Origin of the sequence: Ferdinandcohnia sp. QZ13 (assembly GCF_031324165.1) — a bacterium.
GTDB lineage: Bacteria > Bacillota > Bacilli > Bacillales > Bacillaceae_L > Ferdinandcohnia.
In genome coordinates this window covers 1,974,290-1,992,739 of record NZ_JAVIVW010000015.1, presented here as the reverse complement: position 1 = coordinate 1,992,739, position 18,450 = coordinate 1,974,290, and the positions used below count along the sequence as shown (strand labels likewise).

The following is an 18,450-nucleotide window of genomic DNA, read 5'->3' as shown; positions in this document are numbered from 1 at the left end:
AGGAAAAGTAGTTGAAAAGGCGAATATTACTAATAAGTGCGCTAATAGGATTGATTCTTCTATTATCTGGGTGTTCCCAAATAAATGATCCGATTACCGCGGAAAGTACAGGGTTTTGGAACAAATATTTTGTTTATCCATTATCCTGGCTGATTACTTATTTTGCTGAACTTTTTGGCAACAACTATGGTTTAGCAATTATCATTGTTACTCTATTAATTCGTTTTGCTTTATTGCCATTAATGATCAAACAAACAAAGAGTTCAAAAGCAATGCAAGCAATTCAACCTGAGCTAAAAGCACTTCGTGAAAAATACAGCTCAAAGGATCAAGCAACACAACAAAAGCTACAACAAGAAACGATGCAGCTTTTCCAAAAACATGGTGTTAATCCACTAGCGGGATGTTTTCCTTTATTGATTCAAATGCCAATTTTAATTGGATTCTACCATGCAATTATGAGAACGAGAGAAATTGCTGAGCACAACTTCTTATGGTTTGATTTAGGTGAGTCAGATCCATATTATATTCTTCCTTTAGTTGCTGGTATAACGACTTTTATCCAACAGAAAATTACGATGATGGGTATGGAAAACAACCCACAAATGGCAATGATGCTATGGTTAATGCCAATTATGATTGTTGTCTTTGCGATCAGCTTCCCAGCAGCGTTATCTTTATACTGGGTAGTGGGTAACATCTTTATGATTGTCCAAACGATTTTAATAAAAGGTCCAGATATTAGAGCGGCTAGGTCTGGAGATGCGGGAGGAGCGAAAAAGTGAAACAAGTAACTGCTACAGGGCAAACCGTCGATGAAGCAGTAGAGTCAGCTTTAGCTCAACTAAGTACAACAAGAGACCGCACCGAAATACAAATCATCGATGAGGGTAAAAAAGGGATATTTGGAATTTTTGGAACAAAGCCAGCTGTTGTCAAAGTAACGGTGAAAATCGACCCGGTCGAAGAGGCACAAAAGTTTTTAGAAAAGGTTATTTCATCAATGGGTGTTCAAGCAAAATTGGATGTTTTTCGAAATGGAAAGAATGTGACTTTCCAATTATCCGGTGAAAAAATGGCTGTATTAATAGGAAAAAGAGGCCAAACCTTAAATTCATTACAGTATTTAACACAACTGGTTGCCAATCGATTTTCAGATCATTATTTAAACATTATGGTGGACGCTGAAAACTATCGAGGTCGTCGAGAAGAAACCTTGGTTCAATTGGCAGAAAGACTTGCTGATAAAGTAAGTCGAACAAAGCAGGATGTTAAATTAGAGCCAATGCCTTCGTACGAACGAAAGGTTATTCATACAGCCCTTGCCAATCATGCGAAGGTTAAAACATCTTCAAGTGGTTCAGATCCAAACCGATATATTGTGATTTCACCAGTAAAATAAATAGAGAAGAAACCTAGGCGTATGTGCCTAGGTTTTTTTGTGCGCTTTTTTAATAGGGAAAGGGACCTATTCTTTTTAGAGAACAAACTGTTATATTACAGCGATTATGTTTAATGTACCTAAGGATGAGTTCTTCATGATTGTTATTCACATGTGGATAAGATAAAATGGAGTGTAGTTTATTTTAGGGAAACTAGAATTTGTTTTCCTTGTGGATAAATAGGTAATACTAGTGGAAAGAAGATATCTAAAAAGTTATTCACAGTTTTAGGAAAAGCAGAATGAATGAAATGTTGATATATAAGAAGGTGAAAAAATGGAGTTTGATACAATAGCAGCCATTTCAACTCCAATGGGAGAAGGAGCAATTGCGATTGTTCGATTAAGTGGGGATGAAGCAGTTGATATTGCTAACCGAGTATTTAAAGGGAAAAATCTAAAAGAGGTAGACTCACATACAATTCATTATGGACATATTGTCGATCCAGATACGAATCAAGTCGTCGAGGAAGTAATGCTAACCTTGATGAGAGGACCTAAGACCTTTACGAGAGAGGATGTAATTGAAATCAATTGCCACGGTGGACTCGTATCGGTAAATCGAGTTCTACAATTGGTCCTTACCAATGGCGCAAGACTAGCTGAGCCTGGAGAATTTACAAAGCGTGCCTTTTTAAATGGTCGGATAGATCTCTCGCAGGCAGAAGCAGTTATGGATTTAATCCGTGCAAAGACTGACCGTGCAATGAATGTAGCAATTGGTCAAATGGAAGGGAAGTTATCTACCCTTATTAATCGTTTACGGCAAGAATTGCTTGAAACATTGGCTCATATTGAAGTGAATATAGATTATCCAGAGTATGATGACGTCGAGGAAATGACCCATCGTGTGTTACTGGAAAAAGCCAGCAAAGTACGTGTGGAAATCATAAAATTATTAGAAACCTCAAACCAAGGGAAAATTTTACGAGAAGGCTTATCTACTGTTATTATAGGTAGACCGAATGTTGGAAAATCGTCTTTATTAAATAGCCTCGTTCATGAAAATAAGGCAATTGTAACAGATATCCCAGGAACAACTCGAGATGTGATTGAAGAATATGTCAATGTACGAGGTGTTCCTTTACGTCTTGTCGATACTGCCGGAATCCGTGAAACGGAGGATATCGTAGAACGAATTGGTGTTGAACGTTCACGCGAAGTTTTGAAAAAAGCGGATCTTATTTTACTTGTGTTAAACTACGGGGATGAGTTCACGGAAGAGGACGAGCGTTTATTTGAAGCCGTCTCAGGTATGGATACAATCGTTATCATTAATAAAACAGACCTTCCGCAAAAGATAAATATGGAAAGAGTTAGGGAGCTTGCAAAAGACAATCCAATGGTTACAACCTCTTTACTAGAGGAAAAAGGGGTAGATGCTCTAGAAGAAGCTATTTCCTCCTTGTTTTTTACTGGTAATGTCGAAGCAAATGATTTAACATATGTTTCTAACTCTCGTCATATTGCCTTGTTGACGCAAGCGAAAAAATCAATTGAAGATGCTATTTCAGGTGTGGAGTCTGATTTACCAATTGATATGGTTCAAATTGATTTAACAAGAACATGGGAGCTATTAGGGGAAATTGTCGGAGATGCTGTTCACGAAAGCTTAATCAATCAGCTATTTTCACAATTTTGTTTAGGGAAATAGAAGTAGAGGAGGAAGTAACATTGAGCTATGATGCCGGTAATTACGATGTCATTGTCATTGGTGCAGGTCATGCGGGCAGTGAAGCGGGTTTAGCTTCTGCTCGTCTAGGTGCCAAAACACTGATGATTACAATCAATTTAGATATGGTCGCATTTATGCCGTGTAACCCATCCATAGGAGGACCTGCCAAAGGAACTGTTGTTCGTGAAATTGATGCCTTGGGCGGTGAAATGGCTAAAAATATAGATAAAACACATATTCAAATGAGAATGCTGAACACAGGGAAAGGTCCAGCTGTTCGTGCTTTACGTGCACAGGCTGACAAGTTTTCCTATCAACATGAAATGAAAAAAACATTAGAAAACGAACCGAATTTAACCCTTGTTCAAGGAATGGTGGAACGTCTAATCGTTGAAGATGATGTCTGTAAAGGTGTTGTTACGAAAACAGGTGCCACCTACCATGCCAAAACAGTAGTCATTACAACAGGTACATTTTTACGTGGTGAAATCATTATTGGTGAATTAAAGTACTCAAGTGGGCCAAATAACCAACAGCCATCTATTAAGTTATCTGAGCAACTTGAGGAGCTAGGCTTCAATTTAGTGCGTTTTAAGACGGGTACACCACCACGTGTTAATAGCCATACGATTGACTACAGTAAAACAGAAATCCAACCAGGTGATGAGACACCTAGAGCTTTTTCCTATGAAACGACAAAATACATCACCGACCAGCTTCCATGCTGGTTAACATACACAAGTGAAAAAACACACCAAATTATTGATGCAAATTTACATCGTTCTCCTATGTATTCTGGAATGATTAAAGGAACTGGACCACGTTACTGTCCATCAATTGAGGATAAGGTAGTACGTTTCCATGACAAGCCGAGACATCAAATTTTCCTTGAGCCAGAAGGAAGAAACACACAGGAGGTCTATGTTCAAGGACTTTCTACAAGCTTACCTGAAGAAGTACAGCATCGTTTAATTGCGTCTGTTCCAGGACTTGAAAACGCCCAAATGATGAGACCAGGATATGCGATTGAATACGATGCGATTATCCCGACTCAACTTTGGCCAACACTTGAAACGAAAAAAATTAAAAATCTTTATTCAGCGGGTCAAATAAATGGAACATCTGGATATGAGGAAGCGGCAGCCCAAGGGATTATGGCTGGTATTAATGCGGGGAGACGTGCTCTTGATAAAGAGGAAGTTATTTTAAGCCGTTCAGATGCTTATATCGGTGTACTTATTGATGATTTGGTTACAAAAGGTACAGCTGAACCCTATCGTCTCCTAACTTCACGTGCGGAATATCGTTTACTTCTTCGTCACGACAATGCCGATCTACGTTTAACCGAGCTTGGTCATGAAATTGGGTTAATTCCTGAAGAAAGATATCAAAAATTCTTAGATAAAAAAGCAGCTATTGAACAAGAAATGGAACGTCTTCAAGGTATACGCATCAAACCAACAGATGAAGTACAAGAACTAATTCGTTCAGTTGGTGGAAGTGAGTTAAAAGATGGCATTTTAGCATCTGATTTATTAAAACGTCCTGAAATGACATATGAGCATATTCGGAAATTAGCTCCTAGCGAACAAGTGATTCATCCTGATGTTGCGGAGCAAATTGAGATTCAAATCAAGTATGAAGGATATATTCAAAAATCCTTACAGCAAGTTGATAAATTAAAGCGGATGGAAGATAAAAAAATCCCTGAAAACATTGATTATGATGCTATTTCTGGATTAGCAAATGAAGCTAGAGCGAATTTGAAAGAAGTACATCCTTTGTCAATTGCTCAAGCGTCTAGAATTTCAGGTGTAAATCCAGCTGATATTTCCATTCTGCTCGTATACCTTGAGCAAGGGAAAATTGCACGGGTAAACTAATTGGGAAGGAAACGCTAAATGGACACTTCATTATTTACATCTATGTTGGAGGAGAAGGGGATTTCCCTTTCTTCAACCCAACTAAATCAGTTTGAAACCTATTACAAATTATTAGTTGAATGGAATGAAAAAATGAACCTTACGGCGATTACAGAGAAGCCTGAGGTATATTTAAAGCATTTTTACGATTCGATTTCAGCTGGATTTTATTTTGATTTTACAAAGGAATATTCGATTTGTGATGTAGGAGCGGGTGCGGGCTTTCCAAGTATCCCTCTAAAAATCTGTTTTCCAAATTTAAAAATTTCAATTGTTGACTCCCTTCAAAAGCGAATTACTTTCCTCAACGCGCTTTCAAAGGAGCTTCAGCTTGAAAATGTGACATTTTATCATGATCGTGCTGAAACCTTTGGGCAAAAGAGAGAAATTCGGGAATCTTTTGATATTGTAATGGCAAGAGCTGTTGCTAGAATGTCTGTATTAAGTGAATTATGTTTGCCACTTGTGAAGGTAGATGGAACGTTTATTGCAATGAAAGCTGCCTCCGTAGCAGAAGAGCTGGAGGAAGGGAAAAAAGCCATTACAGCACTGGGTGGAAACTTAAAAGAGGTACATCACTTTTTATTACCGATTGAAAATAGTGATCGAAACATTGTAATCATCGAAAAGAAGAAGCCAACACCAAAAAAATACCCTCGTAAACCAGGGACACCAAATCGTTCACCTATTAAATAATCAGTGGTGGACGATTTTATTACATGTATATCTTTTGTAGCCCCACGAATTAGTAGAAAGATAGTAAGATTTTTGTAAAATTCATGTTATAATAGAAGGAATGAGAGAGAAAATAGAGAATACGTATTAGTGGGAGTTCTAAGGGGTGGTGGAATTATGAAACATCCATTTTCACGATTATTCAGCATCGGTGAAAAAGATGATAAACAACAAATGAATCAAGAACAGGTGGTAGAAACACAATTAGAGGATTCAATAGATGATGAAGAGACACACCTGGAGGAAGTACGACAAATTCCGATAAATGAGATTGTTCCAAACCGATATCAACCAAGAACTGTTTTTGCAGAGGATAAAATAAAAGAGCTTGCATTAACCATACGTACACATGGAATCATCCAACCAATTGTTGTTCGACAATTTGCTGATAATCAATATGAAATCATTGCTGGTGAACGACGTTGGAGAGCCGTTCAAACCCTTGAATGGGAGACAATTCCAGCAATTATAAAAGAATTCAATGATGCAGAAACCGCATCCGTTGCGTTAATCGAAAACCTACAACGAGAAGAATTATCAGCGATTGAAGAAGCGTATGCTTATGCTAGATTACTAGAATTACATAATCTTACACAGGAAGCGCTAGCTCAGCGATTAGGGAAAGGTCAGTCGACAATCGCAAATAAGTTGCGTTTATTAAAGTTGCCTGAAGAAGTCCAACAAATGCTTATGCAAAAGAAGCTTACAGAGCGTCATGCAAGAGCCTTGATCCCTCTTAAAGATCCAGAAAAACAAATTAAACTGATGCATGACATTATTGAAAAAGAGCTTAATGTTAAGCAAACAGAGGATCGTGTCGTAAAAATCCTTGAATTAGAAAAGGAGCAAAAGCGACCAAAGCCTAAATTCAAAGCAGTCAGTCGCGATATGAGAATCGCAATGAATACGATTCGTCAATCATTAACAATGGTTGAGGAAAGTGGTGTCAACTTAAATACAGAAGAAGAAGAATTTGACGACTACTTCCAATTCACGATTCGAATACCTAAAAATAATTAATCAAATTCATTTCCTTACCTATACGTGGTAAGGGATTTTTTTTGAATTAGTTTGTAAACTGTTTATTTTTGTGAAAAACTTTGTGAAAAACAAACAGTTTGTCATAAGAAATGTTTCACGTGAAACATTTTTTATAAAAAAAGATAAACCCTATCATTTTTTCATGATAGAATAGTAAAAGTGATAGTATAAACGTATTCAGTTGGCAAACCTCAACCGAATACGTTTAAGCCTCCGGCGGATGCCACAGATTTTCAAAGGGAATTTTGAGTATAGGATCAAAGACTAAGAACACCACTTCATGCAGCAACGTCTTTGTGACCCACTTCCTGTGGGCCTAAAAATCTGGGCGCAAATACGCCAAGGCGCATTTGATAAAAACCCTCACTTTGTAAAAAAATGTAGAAAAGTAGTTTATAAGTGAAAGTAGGTGACATCGTGGGGAAAATCATCTCAATTTCTAACCAAAAGGGTGGAGTAGGGAAAACAACTACTTCTGTTAACCTTAGCGCATGTTTAGCTTATGTCGGAAAGCGGGTTTTACTTGTCGACATTGACCCTCAAGGGAATGCAACAAGTGGTTGCGGCATAGAAAAGGCAAATGTAGATCAATGCATCTATGATGTGCTTGTTGATGATGTAGAAGCGAAGGATGTTACAGTTCCAACGACAGTTGAAAATTTATATATGATTCCAGCAACAATCCAATTAGCGGGTGCTGAAATTGAGTTAGTGCCAACAATTTCTCGCGAGGTTCGTCTGAAAAGAGCCTTAGATGAAGTTAGAGACCAATATGACTATATTATTATTGACTGTCCACCATCATTAGGTCTGTTAACATTAAATGCATTAACAGCTTCTGATACAGTGATCATTCCAGTTCAGTGTGAATATTACGCACTTGAGGGCCTAAGTCAGCTATTGAATACCATTCGTTTGGTTCAGAAACATCTTAATACAGATTTAATGATTGATGGAGTACTTTTAACCATGCTTGATGCAAGAACAAACTTAGGTATTCAAGTCATTGATGAAGTGAAAAAGTATTTCCAAGACAAAGTATATAAAACAATTATTCCAAGAAATGTACGATTAAGTGAAGCTCCAAGTCACGGAGAACCGATCATCATCTATGATCCAAAATCAAGAGGTGCTGAAGTATACTTAGATCTTGCAAAGGAAGTGATTGTGAATGGCTAAGGGGTTAGGGAAAGGTTTTAATGCTTTATTTCCAACCATGGACGAAGTAGGTAAAGAAGAGGTTGTACAAGAGATTAAGGTTAATGAGTTAAAACCAAATCCATATCAACCAAGAAAGACATTTGAGCCAGAGGCAATTGCTGAGCTAAAGGAGTCCATCCTTATACATGGAGTTTTACAACCTTTAATTGTCCGAAAAACGATTAAGGGATATCAAATTGTAGCAGGTGAGAGACGATTCCGTGCTGCAAAGGAAGCTAAGTTAGCAACAGTTCCTGTTGTAGTTCGAGAGCTTGATGAGCAACAAATGATGGAAATTGCATTGCTCGAAAATTTACAGCGTGAGGATTTATCACCAATAGAAGAAGCATTTGCTTACCAATCCTTAATAGACCATTTAAAATTCACCCAAGAACAGCTTGCAAAAAGAGTAGGAAAAAGTAGACCACATATCGCGAACCATCTTCGTCTTTTATCTCTACCTAAACATGTACAAAATTTAATTTCTGAAGGGAAATTGTCCATGGGACATGGACGTACATTATTAGGTCTTAAAAAGAAGGAAAAATTGAACGCGATAGTTGAAAAGGTTCTTGCAGAAGAACTTAATGTTCGTCAATTAGAGGCGTTGATTAATCAATTGAATCAAAATGTTCCACGTGAAACATCTAAACCACCAAAAAAGGAAAAGGATGTCTTTATTAAAGAACAAGAGTCCTTCCTTCGCGAACGTTTTGGTACATCTGTAACGATTAAACAAACGAAGAAAAAAGGAAAAATTGAAATTGAGTTCTTTTCAAATGAAGACCTTGAAAGGATTCTTGAACTGTTAGAATCACCAAAAATCTCATAATGACCAATAGAAAGCCTGCATGTTTTTATTTAATTAAATAAGACCGTGCAGTGTTTTTTATTACATATAAATTTATATACTAGGGGAAATGAAAATTGGTTTTATTAGGGACGATTGTAAATGGGTTGTGTATAGCAGCTGGAACCTTATTAGGTAAGGTGTTACACCGAATTCCTGAAAAGATAAAAACAACGGTTATGCATGGAATTGGGCTTGCGGTCTGTTTGCTAGGAATTCAAATGGGACTTAAAAGCGAACAATTTTTAATTGTTATTTTTAGTTTAGTATTTGGAGGCATTCTCGGTGAATGGTGGGGCCTTGAAGACAAACTAAATAAATTAGGAATATGGATTGAAAAGAAGGTTGGCTCATCTTCGGGTGAGGGTACGATTGCAAAGGGCTTTGTTACAGCTACCTTGATATTTGTAATAGGGGCAATGGCAATCATTGGAGCCCTTGATAGTGGATTACGCAATGATCACCGTGTTCTTTATACAAAGTCCATACTAGATGGATTTACTAGTTTAATATTATCGACGACATTAGGCATTGGTGTACTGTTTTCTGCAGTGCCTGTTATTCTTTATCAAGGCTCTATTGCTTTATTTGCAACACAAATTGATAAATGGGTACCAGCAGAGCTTATGGACTCGTTTATTGTCGAAATGACGGGAGCGGGAGGCTTAATGATTGTCGCAATCGGAACAAATTTATTAGGCATTACAAATATACGTGTTGCTAATCTTTTACCAGGTATTTTAGTAGTCGCTATCCTCGTAACAGTATTGTATTATTGGAACTCGATTATCTATTTCGCACAAGCTATTTTTTAAACCTCTTCTATCATTGAAGAGGTTTTTTTTATAGGGTAAATCGATCCTTCTCAATTGGGTCGAGTTCCATCTTTCGAAGATACTTATGTTCAGCCATATAAATACCATTTGAAATGGCATCTGCTAGTTTCATAACTAAACTTAATCTTGTGTTTTGTAGGACGAAAAACTCCATAAATCCACTCACATTTACAATCCCTGTAATATGCATGTCGCCAATAGGGGTTAATTCCTTGTTTACGCCCGCACCAGGCTTAATTGGCCCTTCACCAATAGTAATGGAACCTACGCTCTTTAAACGCCCTAAACAGGCATCTATTCCAATAATAAAGGGATTTACATAGGCTTGTTTCATTTCCTCAATTTTATCTTGAAGATTAACTGCATGAATAGGTTCGTCCAAAGTGCCATATACATGAAAGTGGGACAGTCCTTTTTCGATAATTTTTGAACCGATTAAGGGCCCAAGACAGTCGCCAGTGGAACGGTCTGTGCCAATACAAAAGATTACAATTGGCTGATCAATCGTTGGTGGGAGCATTGAAGTGATTTTTAAGGCAATTTGGTGGTCAGCTAATTCTTGGTCATGTGAAATTCGAAAAGGTTCATTTTTTAGATGGTCAAATAATTTGTATCTAAGATTCATAGGTTTTTCACCCCTTTTTAACTGTAGTAACAGTATACGGAAGAATCTTATATTCTATACATCTGAAAAAAAGGAATCTTAATTTTGCATTTAGTTCGTTTTAGTAGATAGAGGAATTATGAGCGGCGGGGGGATTATATGTTTCAGGCAGGGATTCGGTGGATGTTTCTAATTTTAGGAACGGCTATTGGTGCAGGGTATGCATCAGGCAGGGAAATTTGGCAGTTTTATGGTGAACAGAGTGGTCTAGCTATTATTTTTTTTACATTTATTTTTATCATTTGTTGCTATATCATTATGAAAATTAGCTATGAAAAAAAGGCGGAGCATTTTGTTCCGGTCTTAAAAGAACTAGTAGGAGAAAGGGTCTCACACGTATATGATGTCATTACGATTTTATATTTATTTTCTACGACAGTCGTAATGTTAGCTGGTGGTGGTGCTACTTTAGAATTGTTTAATATACCGTTTTGGTGGGGAATTTTAATTTTTGGCTTTTTACTTGTTTTAGTCTTTTTATGGAATATTAATGGTCTGGTCTCGATTAATATGGCGATTATTCCAGCCTTAATTCTATTTTTAGTCACGGTTTTGTTCATTTTTTTAACATCAGGTGGAAAGGAATTCTCATTTAATCTCCATGAGCAAAGCAATTGGCCGTCTGCCTTTACGTTTACAGCACTAAACATTTTACCACTTGTTGCTGTGTTAGGCGCAATTGGCAAGGAAATGAAATCAAAAGGAGAGGCCTGGGTTGCAAGTATTGGAAGTGGATTGTTTTTAGGTGTGATTACCTTTATTTATAATGAGGCTCTTATTGAGGTGGCACAGGAAATTATGCTATATGAAATTCCATTATTTGTGATCCTGAAGAACTTCCCATATGTTGCTGTATTTATTATGTCCATCCTCTTATTTGGTGCGATATTCACAACTGCTGCATCTGGGTTATTAGGATTATCCACACGTTATAAGGAAAAAATGAAAATGCCCCTGTGGATGATTGCCGTTGTCTTCATTTTGCTGATGGTTCCTTTTACAACTTTTGGCTTTTCAACCCTTGTTGCAATTTTATATCCTATTTATGGTATTGCGAATTTATATTTATTAGCCGTTATTTTACTTTATCCGATTGTAAATCGCTACAATTTCAAATGATTTCTTGGTACAATACAATAAATAAGAAGTGTAAAAGGGTGAATGTCATGGTTGATAAAGACTACGGATTACATGATGTTGTAGAAATGAAGAAACCTCATCCGTGTGGAACAAATAAATGGAAAATCATTCGACTAGGGATGGATATTCGAATAAAATGTGAGGGTTGCTCACATAGCGTGCTCATTCCGCGAAAAGAATTTGGACGAAAATTAAAAAAGATTTTAGTGAAGCATGAGGAATAGAGCCTCGTGCTTTTTTTTATGGATAAGATTAGCATGTTTGTGATGAATCTTTTTAGTAGTATTTTGGAAAAGGTGATTTATAATATAGGATATGATATTTGGTATATGTGGGGAGATGAGTGAATTGACCACATTTAAATCTGCATGTCCGTTAAATTGTTGGGATAGCTGTGGTTTTGTCGTTGAAGTAGAAGATGGAAAAATTTTAAAAATAGATGGCGATAAAGAACATCCAATTACAAAGGGGAAAATTTGCGGTAGAGGCCGTATGTTGGAAGCAAGAACAAACTCTGATGAACGGATTCTTTATCCTCTGAAAAAAATAGATGGAGAGTTTCAGAGAATTACGTGGGAACAAGCTTTAACTGAAATTTCAGCGAAACTTGCAGAGGTAAAACAGAAGTATGGTTCTACGGCTGTATTACATAGCCATGACTATGCAAATGGAGGACTATTAACAAAAATCCCAGATCGCTTTTTTAATTGTTTTGGAGGCGCAACTGAACTAGTTGGCAGCATTTGTTGGGGGTCCGGAATTGAAGCGCAAAATTGGGATTTTGGTAATGCGGCAAGTCATGCACCTGAGGATATTTACAATAGTAAAAATGTAGTTATTTGGGGAAGAAATGTGACACGAACAAATATGCATCTTTTTGCGTATTTACAGGAAGTAAAAAAGAAGGGTGCCAACTTAATTGTTATTGATCCTATCTATAATGGTACGGCAAAAATTGCACATTCATATATCTCCATTACTCCAGGAATGGATGGGTTCTTGGCGATTGGAATTATGAAGGAATTGCTTCGCTTAGAGCTACAGAATCAAGATTTTGTTGAAAAATATACAATTGGTTTTGAAGATTTAGTCGACGTAATAGACTCGGTTTCAATGGAACAAATTGAGAAAATAACGAATGTTCCACGTGAAACAATTTCAAATTTAGCACGTGTTTACGGTGATGGTCCAACAGCGACCTATATGGGATTAGGAATGCAGCGCTATGCTAATGGGGGAAATACAATTCGTTTAATAGATGCCCTTGTTGCAATTAGCGGGAATGTCGGGATTCCTGGTGGTGGTGCAAATTTCGGAAATACACAGGTTGGTCAAAGCTTTGATAGTGTTGCAATAACTCTTCCTGAGAGGAAAAAGGAAACAAGAGCATTTGTAATGGCTGAACAAGCGGAAAAAATCTTAACGGCTTCAGAGCCACCAATCAAAATGATTATGGTATCGTGTGGGAATCCATTAACGCAGGTGCCAAATACAGCACTAGTGGAGGAAGCTTTTCGGTCAGTAGACACGGTTGTTGTACTAGAACAGTTTATGACTGACACAGCAAGATTGGCTGATTATGTTCTCCCATCAGCGACAGTTTTTGAGGAAGAAGATATTTACTATTCTTCTATGTATCATCATTTTGTAAATTATGGACCAAAGCTAGTCGAACCCCGTGGTGAAGCAAAGTCAGATGTATGGATTTGGACAGAACTAGCAAAAAGGCTAGGTTTTGGAGAAGATTTTGACTATACAAGAGAAGAGTTTATAAAAATGGGATTGGGTTCATTACAGGATGAAGGTATTACTTTTGACATCATTAAAGAGAAAAACCATGTTCCACTTCCAGTGCAACTTGTTCCTTGGCACGATTATCAATTTAAAACTCAATCGAAAAAATTTGAGTTTACTTCATCGCTAGGGGAGATAAAAGGATATGATGGACGTTTGAAAATCTCATATCCGAGAGAATCCGTTTTTTCAAACAATGAATTAGCCAAAAAATATCCATATTCACTATTAACGATACATCCTTTGCGTTCGAATCATTCACAAAATTATCATTTAATTGAAGGATTGCAATCAGTAAAGGTTGAAATCTCAAAGGATATTGCAGAGCAAAAGGGTCTCGAGCCAAATGATAGGGTGAGAGTGTTTAATGAACGTGGTGAAATTACAGGAAACGTTCAAATTTTAAAGGACTCTGCTCAAAATATCGTTTGTATTGATGAAGGACAATGGCATATTTTTGGTGGTAGTGTAAATCAACTGACTTCTCACCAGGTTTCCGATAATGGGCTTGGTAGTACGTTATATGATTGTCTTGTTGGAATTGAGAAGATAAACGAATAGAATTATGTGTTATTCCTACGAAAGCCGTTTCTAGCCGAAACGGCTTGTGTTTTTGATGAGGAATATCTATAATTGTTGAAGGCTAGTTAGTATGTTACGGATAAGAGGAGTGGAAAAATCAATGGCGTTAACAGCAGGTATCGTTGGTCTTCCAAACGTTGGAAAATCAACTCTTTTTAATGCAATTACTCAAGCAGGCGCAGAATCAGCGAACTATCCGTTCTGTACAATCGACCCAAATGTGGGGATTGTTGAAGTGCCAGATGAGCGTTTAAATAAATTAACAGAATTGGTACAACCTAAAAAGACTGTTCCAACAACGTTTGAATTTACGGATATTGCAGGAATTGTAAAAGGTGCTAGTAAAGGGGAAGGTCTTGGGAATAAGTTTTTATCACATATCCGCCAAGTGGATGCGATTTGTCATGTTGTACGCTGCTTTGCAGATGATAATATTACACACGTAGCGGGTAAAGTGGATCCAATTGCAGATATTGAGACAATCAATTTAGAGCTTATTTTAGCGGATTTAGAATCAGTAGATAAGCGTATTGATCGTGTTGCGAAGCTCGCAAAGCAAAAGGACAAAGATGCTGTTGCAGAGCATGAAGTGCTTGTCATGCTAAAAGAAGCATTTGAAAACGAACAGCCGGCTCGTGCAGTAGAATTTAGTGACGAACAAATGAAATATGTAAAAGGTATGCATTTACTAACAAGTAAACCAGTTTTATACGTTGCTAATGTTGGTGAAGATGATGTAGTTGATCCTTCATCAAATGAGTATGTTCAATTGGTTCGTGAGTTTGCACAAAAAGAAAATGCTGAAGTCATTGTTATTTGTGCAAAGATTGAGTCAGAGATTGTCGAGCTTGAAGGGGAAGAAAAGGCAATGTTCCTAGAAGAGCTTGGAATTGAGGAATCTGGACTTGACCAATTAATTCGTGCTGCATATCATTTATTAGGTCTAGCTACTTATTTTACAGCTGGTGTACAAGAGGTAAGAGCGTGGACGTTTAGAAAAGGAATGAAAGCTCCACAGTGTGCAGGGATCATTCACTCTGATTTTGAGAGAGGGTTTATCCGAGCGGAGACTGTATCGTATGAAGATTTACTTTCAGGTGGTTCTATGACAGCTGCTCGTGAGGCAGGTAAGGTACGTCTTGAAGGAAAAGAATATGTTGTTCAAGATGGAGATGTCATTCACTTCCGTTTTAATGTATAAGGAATATTAAAAGTAGCCACAGGACGAGTTTTCGTTTTGTGGTTTTTAAACATTTCTTGCCTACAAATTATTCATGTGATATAATATCTTTCTGTGAGTAATTGAAATAATTGCTCCTTGCTCTTTTTAGATAAAGAGCCGTTAGTCCAAAAGGAGGTGTAACGTGATGAGAAAATACGAAGTTATGTATATCATCCGTCCAAACATTGATGATGAAGCAAAAAAGGCTTTAGTTGAGCGTTTTAATGGCGTTTTAACTGACAATGGTGCGGAGATTACAAACGTAAAAGAATGGGGTAAGCGCCGTTTAGCTTATGAAATCAATGATTTCCGCGATGGTTATTACATGATTCTTAACGTAGTGTCTAACGCTGAAGCTGTTAGCGAATTCGATCGTTTAGCGAAGATCAGTGAAGACATTATCCGTCATATCGTTGTTAAAGAAGAAGAATAAGAATATTTAAGAGTATAGACTCTGTTTCAATATCCTGTTAAGGAGATGGTTCTGATGATGAATCGCGTAGTTCTCGTTGGGAGACTTACAAAGGATCCGGAATTACGATATACCCCAAGTGGAGTTGCGGTTGCAACCTTCACACTCGCAGTGAATCGAGCATTTACGAATCAGTCAGGGGAACGTGAAGCTGACTTCATTAATTGTGTTGTATGGCGCCGACCAGCTGAAAATGTCGCGAATTTCCTAAAAAAAGGGAGTTTAGCAGGCGTTGATGGTCGTCTTCAAACAAGAAATTATGAAGGTCAGGATGGCAAACGCGTCTATGTTACTGAGGTTGTAGCAGAGAGTGTTCAATTCCTTGAACCTCGAAATGCAAATGACCAACAGCGCAGCGGTGGAGGTAACTTTGGTGGCAATAATGGCGGAGGCTATGGTGGTAATCAAGGTGGCTATGGTGGCAACCAGGGTGGAAACCAAGGCGGTGGCCAAGGTGGATACTCTCCATTTGGACAGAGTCAGAACCCGAATCAAAACCAAGGACCTACAAGAGTAGACCAAGATCCATTTGCAAATGATGGACAGCCTATCGATATTTCAGATGACGATCTTCCGTTCTAACTTGTAAGTCAATCGTATAAATTAAAAACTAAAAAAGGAGGGAAAATCAATGGCAGGCGGACGTAAAGGTGGACGTGCAAAGCGTCGTAAAGTGTGTTACTTCACAGCTAATGGAATTACACACATCGATTACAAAGAAGTAGATTTACTAAAAAAATTCGTTTCTGAGCGTGGTAAAATCTTACCTCGTCGTGTAACTGGTACAAGCGCAAAATACCAACGTAAATTAACTGTTGCTATTAAACGTGCTCGTCAAATGGCATTATTACCATATGTATCTGGTGAATAATAAAGAAAAGCGATGATCGTCAATGCGGTCATCGCTTTTTTTACATCTTGTTTTTAAAGGAACCGCGAGAACCGTCCCTATGGTTCCTATTTTTGTTTTAGTACGATAAAACGTGGTGAAGCAATGATTAGGATCGATAGTACGATTGTACATAAAACGAATGTTGCTAGCATTGTTATTCCGTTGAAGGTGAAGGAATACCAAACTGGGTTTTCAATTTCTGGTGCAAAATATTCAATAAAGATAAAGCCAGCTAGGAAGTGCCAGAAATAGCGTGCAAGACTACCAATAAATATTGCAAAGGTAATGGCAATCAGTGCTTTTGATTTCTGGTTGTTTTTTAAACTTTCCTGTACGATTGATTTGAAAATTCCTCCTAATCCAATGAACGAAAAGGCAATGATATATTCCATAATGGCTTGAACAGGGTGTACAATCCATGGGTCAAATACTAACTGCAGTAATCCCCATAACAAACCAGATAACATTCCAATTTTTATACCCCATCTTAAAGCAATAATAAAAACAGGGACCATTGCAAATGAAATAGATATGGCTGGAGTAATGTCAATCGATGGAAGTAAATCCAACACTAGTGCTAAGGCAGCAAAAATTGCGGCTTCAATCATTGCTTGTAATCTTGTGCTTCTCATAAAAAAATCCCCCTTGAAGTATGTTGTAAAAAAAACGCACCCCAAAGGAGAACAACTTTAATAAAAGTATAAGTTCACAGGTAACTCTCACATCCCTACGCTAGCATTAACTAACAGGTTCGAAGGGTCTGAACTTTAATGTTCACTCTCAGCAAAATTGCTCCCCTTGTGGTTACGTTTATTCATTTAATTACTATCATAATAGAAAATAGGGAAAAGTAAAACAAAAAGTTTTAGTTTACAGAGGAACTTCAACAAAAGACTGAACATCCGGTGTCAACATCGAAGTAACCCATCCTGTAGAAGTCCAAAAGTTGAAGACTTTCTAGTAAATCTTTAAAATAGAAAGTGATTGTAAAAATAGGCTCATGTTTACAAGGGTCATCTAAGTTGAGGTGAAAAGGTGAAAAACGCTAAAAATTTAACAGAAGGCGCCATGCTGCTAGCGGTATATAGTGTACTGTTACTTCTTACTTTATATATCCCACTACTTGGAACAGCACTTTCATTCCTTTTACCCATACCATTTATCTTGTTTACTGTGAAATATAGGGTAAAGCAGTCATTGTTATTTATACTAATTGCCTTTTTATTATCCGGTCTATTAGGTTCGGTTATGGGGATTATACATACGGTTACGTTTGGAATTACAGGAATCTTACTAGGTGAATTGATTAATCGGGGAAGAAGCGGTATCGAGCTATTTCTAGGCTCCTGTTTATCGTACTTGTTCTCAATCGTGCTCCTGTATGTTACAGCTATAATAGTTCTGCAAATTGATGTATATGACATGATTCGAGAGAGCTCGCGGGAATCTTTTGCCATGGCAGAGAGTATAATGAGGGCAACAGGGGGCGAAGTGAATAAAGAAGTCATTGCAAGGCTTGAAGATTCGATTAACATGATGCAATACATGATCCCAAGTATGTTTGTTTTGTTTTCGATGATTTTAGCCTTTGTTACGGTCGTAGCCATGAAACCGGTGCTTGTCCGACTTCAAGTAAAATTGAATCCATTCCCACCTTTCCGTGAAATTAATTTCCCTAAGAGTATTTTGTGGTATTACTTACTAATTTTACTTTTTAGCTTTGTTGAACTGGAAAAGGGCACGTTTGGGTATACCGCCTTTTTAAATCTCTTTTTTGTTCTGCAGTTGTTCATGGTGATTCAAGGCTTGTCGCTCATTTATTATTTCTGTCATCAAAAAGGAATTACAAAGGCTGTGCCAATTATACTGACAATCTTAACACCATTTCTCCTTTATATTATTCGAATCTTAGGTATAATTGACTTAGGGTTTCAACTGAGAAATCGAATTAGTGGAAAGAAGTAAAACAAAGCTTTAGGAGCTG

19 protein-coding genes and 1 riboswitch are annotated in these 18,450 nt (G+C 37.4%); of the genes, 17 read left to right on the top strand and 2 right to left on the bottom strand.

All coding sequences use genetic code 11. The features are described from left to right. Window positions 1-11 precede the first annotated feature (11 nt). The 9 genes from spoIIIJ to RGU12_RS23565 all read left to right on the top strand — a co-directional run bounded on the left by spoIIIJ (window position 12) and on the right by RGU12_RS23565 (window position 9,679). Window positions 12-785, top strand: a complete 774-nt coding sequence (spoIIIJ, locus tag RGU12_RS23605) for a YidC family membrane integrase SpoIIIJ (RefSeq protein WP_309538240.1) — start codon at window positions 12-14, stop codon at window positions 783-785. Continuing rightward, the gene (gene jag / locus RGU12_RS23600) at window positions 782-1,402 is read left to right on the top strand and encodes an RNA-binding cell elongation regulator Jag/EloR (protein WP_309538239.1); all 621 of its coding nucleotides are present in this window, start codon (window positions 782-784) and stop codon (window positions 1,400-1,402) included. The genes spoIIIJ and jag overlap by 4 nt, the downstream gene beginning before the upstream one ends. Before the next feature lie 316 nt (window positions 1,403-1,718). Then, complete coding sequence (gene mnmE, locus RGU12_RS23595) at window positions 1,719-3,095, top strand: tRNA uridine-5-carboxymethylaminomethyl(34) synthesis GTPase MnmE (RefSeq protein ID WP_309538238.1); 1,377 nt, start codon at window positions 1,719-1,721, stop codon at window positions 3,093-3,095. 20 nt (window positions 3,096-3,115) lie between these two features. Further along, on the top strand, window positions 3,116-4,999 hold the full coding sequence (gene mnmG, locus RGU12_RS23590) for a tRNA uridine-5-carboxymethylaminomethyl(34) synthesis enzyme MnmG (RefSeq protein ID WP_309538237.1): 1,884 nt from the start codon (window positions 3,116-3,118) through the stop codon (window positions 4,997-4,999). A gap of 18 nt (window positions 5,000-5,017) precedes the next feature. After that, on the top strand, window positions 5,018-5,734 hold the full coding sequence (gene rsmG, locus RGU12_RS23585) for a 16S rRNA (guanine(527)-N(7))-methyltransferase RsmG (protein ID WP_309538236.1): 717 nt from the start codon (window positions 5,018-5,020) through the stop codon (window positions 5,732-5,734). Window positions 5,735-5,890: 156 nt separating this feature from the next. Then, a complete protein-coding gene (gene noc, locus RGU12_RS23580) occupies window positions 5,891-6,793 on the top strand; it encodes a nucleoid occlusion protein (RefSeq protein WP_309538235.1) in 903 nt (300 codons plus the stop codon). A 438-nt stretch (window positions 6,794-7,231) separates the two neighbouring features. Next, complete coding sequence (locus tag RGU12_RS23575; protein WP_136381896.1) at window positions 7,232-7,993, top strand: ParA family protein; 762 nt, start codon at window positions 7,232-7,234, stop codon at window positions 7,991-7,993. Continuing rightward, window positions 7,986-8,846, top strand: coding sequence for a ParB/RepB/Spo0J family partition protein (locus RGU12_RS23570; RefSeq protein WP_309538234.1), 861 nt, complete (start codon window positions 7,986-7,988; stop codon window positions 8,844-8,846). Before RGU12_RS23575 ends, RGU12_RS23570 begins: the two co-directional genes overlap by 8 nt. A 95-nt stretch (window positions 8,847-8,941) precedes the next feature. Next, a complete protein-coding gene (locus tag RGU12_RS23565) occupies window positions 8,942-9,679 on the top strand; it encodes a DUF554 domain-containing protein (RefSeq protein WP_116354455.1) in 738 nt (245 codons plus the stop codon). Between the two features lie 28 nt (window positions 9,680-9,707). Here the strand turns inward: RGU12_RS23565 and yyaC are convergent, their stop codons facing one another. After that, on the bottom strand, window positions 9,708-10,325 hold the full coding sequence (gene yyaC, locus RGU12_RS23560; protein WP_309538233.1) for a spore protease YyaC: 618 nt from the start codon (window positions 10,323-10,325) through the stop codon (window positions 9,708-9,710). Window positions 10,326-10,463: 138 nt separating this feature from the next. Between yyaC and RGU12_RS23555 the strand changes: the two genes are divergently transcribed. From RGU12_RS23555 to rpsR, 7 genes are all read left to right on the top strand, one after another. Next, window positions 10,464-11,483 (top strand): YkvI family membrane protein, encoded by a 1,020-nt coding sequence (locus RGU12_RS23555; protein WP_116354457.1) that lies wholly within the window; start codon window positions 10,464-10,466, stop codon window positions 11,481-11,483. 47 nt (window positions 11,484-11,530) lie between these two features. Beyond that, entirely contained in the window at window positions 11,531-11,728 is a 198-nt protein-coding gene (locus RGU12_RS23550; RefSeq protein WP_309538232.1) for a DUF951 domain-containing protein, read from the top strand. Between the two features lie 115 nt (window positions 11,729-11,843). Beyond that, the gene (locus RGU12_RS23545; protein ID WP_309538231.1) at window positions 11,844-13,859 is read left to right on the top strand and encodes a molybdopterin-dependent oxidoreductase; all 2,016 of its coding nucleotides are present in this window, start codon (window positions 11,844-11,846) and stop codon (window positions 13,857-13,859) included. A 121-nt stretch (window positions 13,860-13,980) separates the two neighbouring features. Next, window positions 13,981-15,081, top strand: coding sequence for a redox-regulated ATPase YchF (gene ychF / locus RGU12_RS23540; RefSeq protein WP_309538320.1), 1,101 nt, complete (start codon window positions 13,981-13,983; stop codon window positions 15,079-15,081). A 166-nt stretch (window positions 15,082-15,247) separates the two neighbouring features. Further along, a complete protein-coding gene (gene rpsF / locus RGU12_RS23535) occupies window positions 15,248-15,535 on the top strand; it encodes a 30S ribosomal protein S6 (protein WP_116354461.1) in 288 nt (95 codons plus the stop codon). A 54-nt stretch (window positions 15,536-15,589) separates the two neighbouring features. Beyond that, complete coding sequence (gene ssb, locus RGU12_RS23530; protein ID WP_309538230.1) at window positions 15,590-16,156, top strand: single-stranded DNA-binding protein; 567 nt, start codon at window positions 15,590-15,592, stop codon at window positions 16,154-16,156. A gap of 49 nt (window positions 16,157-16,205) precedes the next feature. After that, window positions 16,206-16,445, top strand: coding sequence for a 30S ribosomal protein S18 (gene rpsR, locus RGU12_RS23525; protein WP_010677416.1), 240 nt, complete (start codon window positions 16,206-16,208; stop codon window positions 16,443-16,445). A gap of 86 nt (window positions 16,446-16,531) precedes the next feature. On the opposite strand, the gene thiT is transcribed toward rpsR, so the two are convergent. Further along, the gene (gene thiT / locus RGU12_RS23520; protein ID WP_309538229.1) at window positions 16,532-17,098 is read right to left on the bottom strand and encodes an energy-coupled thiamine transporter ThiT; all 567 of its coding nucleotides are present in this window, start codon (window positions 17,096-17,098) and stop codon (window positions 16,532-16,534) included. A gap of 75 nt (window positions 17,099-17,173) precedes the next feature. Next, window positions 17,174-17,275: riboswitch (TPP riboswitch) on the bottom strand. 226 nt (window positions 17,276-17,501) lie between these two features. On the opposite strand from thiT, the gene RGU12_RS23515 reads away from it, so the two are divergent. Beyond that, window positions 17,502-18,431 carry a YybS family protein gene (locus RGU12_RS23515; protein WP_309538228.1) on the top strand — a complete coding sequence of 310 codons (930 nt, stop codon included), beginning with the start codon at window positions 17,502-17,504 and terminating at the stop codon, window positions 18,429-18,431. The last annotated feature ends 19 nt before the right edge of the window (window positions 18,432-18,450 follow it).

Bases quoted from the DNA above. Each gene is read 5' to 3' on its own strand.
- thiT (WP_309538229.1), bottom strand. From the start codon at position 17,098: ATGAGAAGCACAAGATTACAAGCAATGATTGAAGCCGCAATTTTTGCT.
- rsmG (WP_309538236.1), top strand. From the start codon at position 5,018: ATGGACACTTCATTATTTACATCTATGTTGGAGGAGAAGGGGATTTCC.
- ychF (WP_309538320.1), top strand. From the start codon at position 13,981: ATGGCGTTAACAGCAGGTATCGTTGGTCTTCCAAACGTTGGAAAATCA.
- RGU12_RS23555 (WP_116354457.1), top strand. From the start codon at position 10,464: ATGTTTCAGGCAGGGATTCGGTGGATGTTTCTAATTTTAGGAACGGCT.
- yyaC (WP_309538233.1), bottom strand. From the start codon at position 10,325: ATGAATCTTAGATACAAATTATTTGACCATCTAAAAAATGAACCTTTT.
- RGU12_RS23570 (WP_309538234.1), top strand. From the start codon at position 7,986: ATGGCTAAGGGGTTAGGGAAAGGTTTTAATGCTTTATTTCCAACCATG.
- rpsR (WP_010677416.1), top strand. From the start codon at position 16,206: ATGGCAGGCGGACGTAAAGGTGGACGTGCAAAGCGTCGTAAAGTGTGT.
- RGU12_RS23550 (WP_309538232.1), top strand. From the start codon at position 11,531: ATGGTTGATAAAGACTACGGATTACATGATGTTGTAGAAATGAAGAAA.
- mnmE (WP_309538238.1), top strand. From the start codon at position 1,719: ATGGAGTTTGATACAATAGCAGCCATTTCAACTCCAATGGGAGAAGGA.
- RGU12_RS23545 (WP_309538231.1), top strand. From the start codon at position 11,844: ATGAGTGAATTGACCACATTTAAATCTGCATGTCCGTTAAATTGTTGG.
- noc (WP_309538235.1), top strand. From the start codon at position 5,891: ATGAAACATCCATTTTCACGATTATTCAGCATCGGTGAAAAAGATGAT.
- rpsF (WP_116354461.1), top strand. From the start codon at position 15,248: ATGAGAAAATACGAAGTTATGTATATCATCCGTCCAAACATTGATGAT.
- ssb (WP_309538230.1), top strand. From the start codon at position 15,590: ATGATGAATCGCGTAGTTCTCGTTGGGAGACTTACAAAGGATCCGGAA.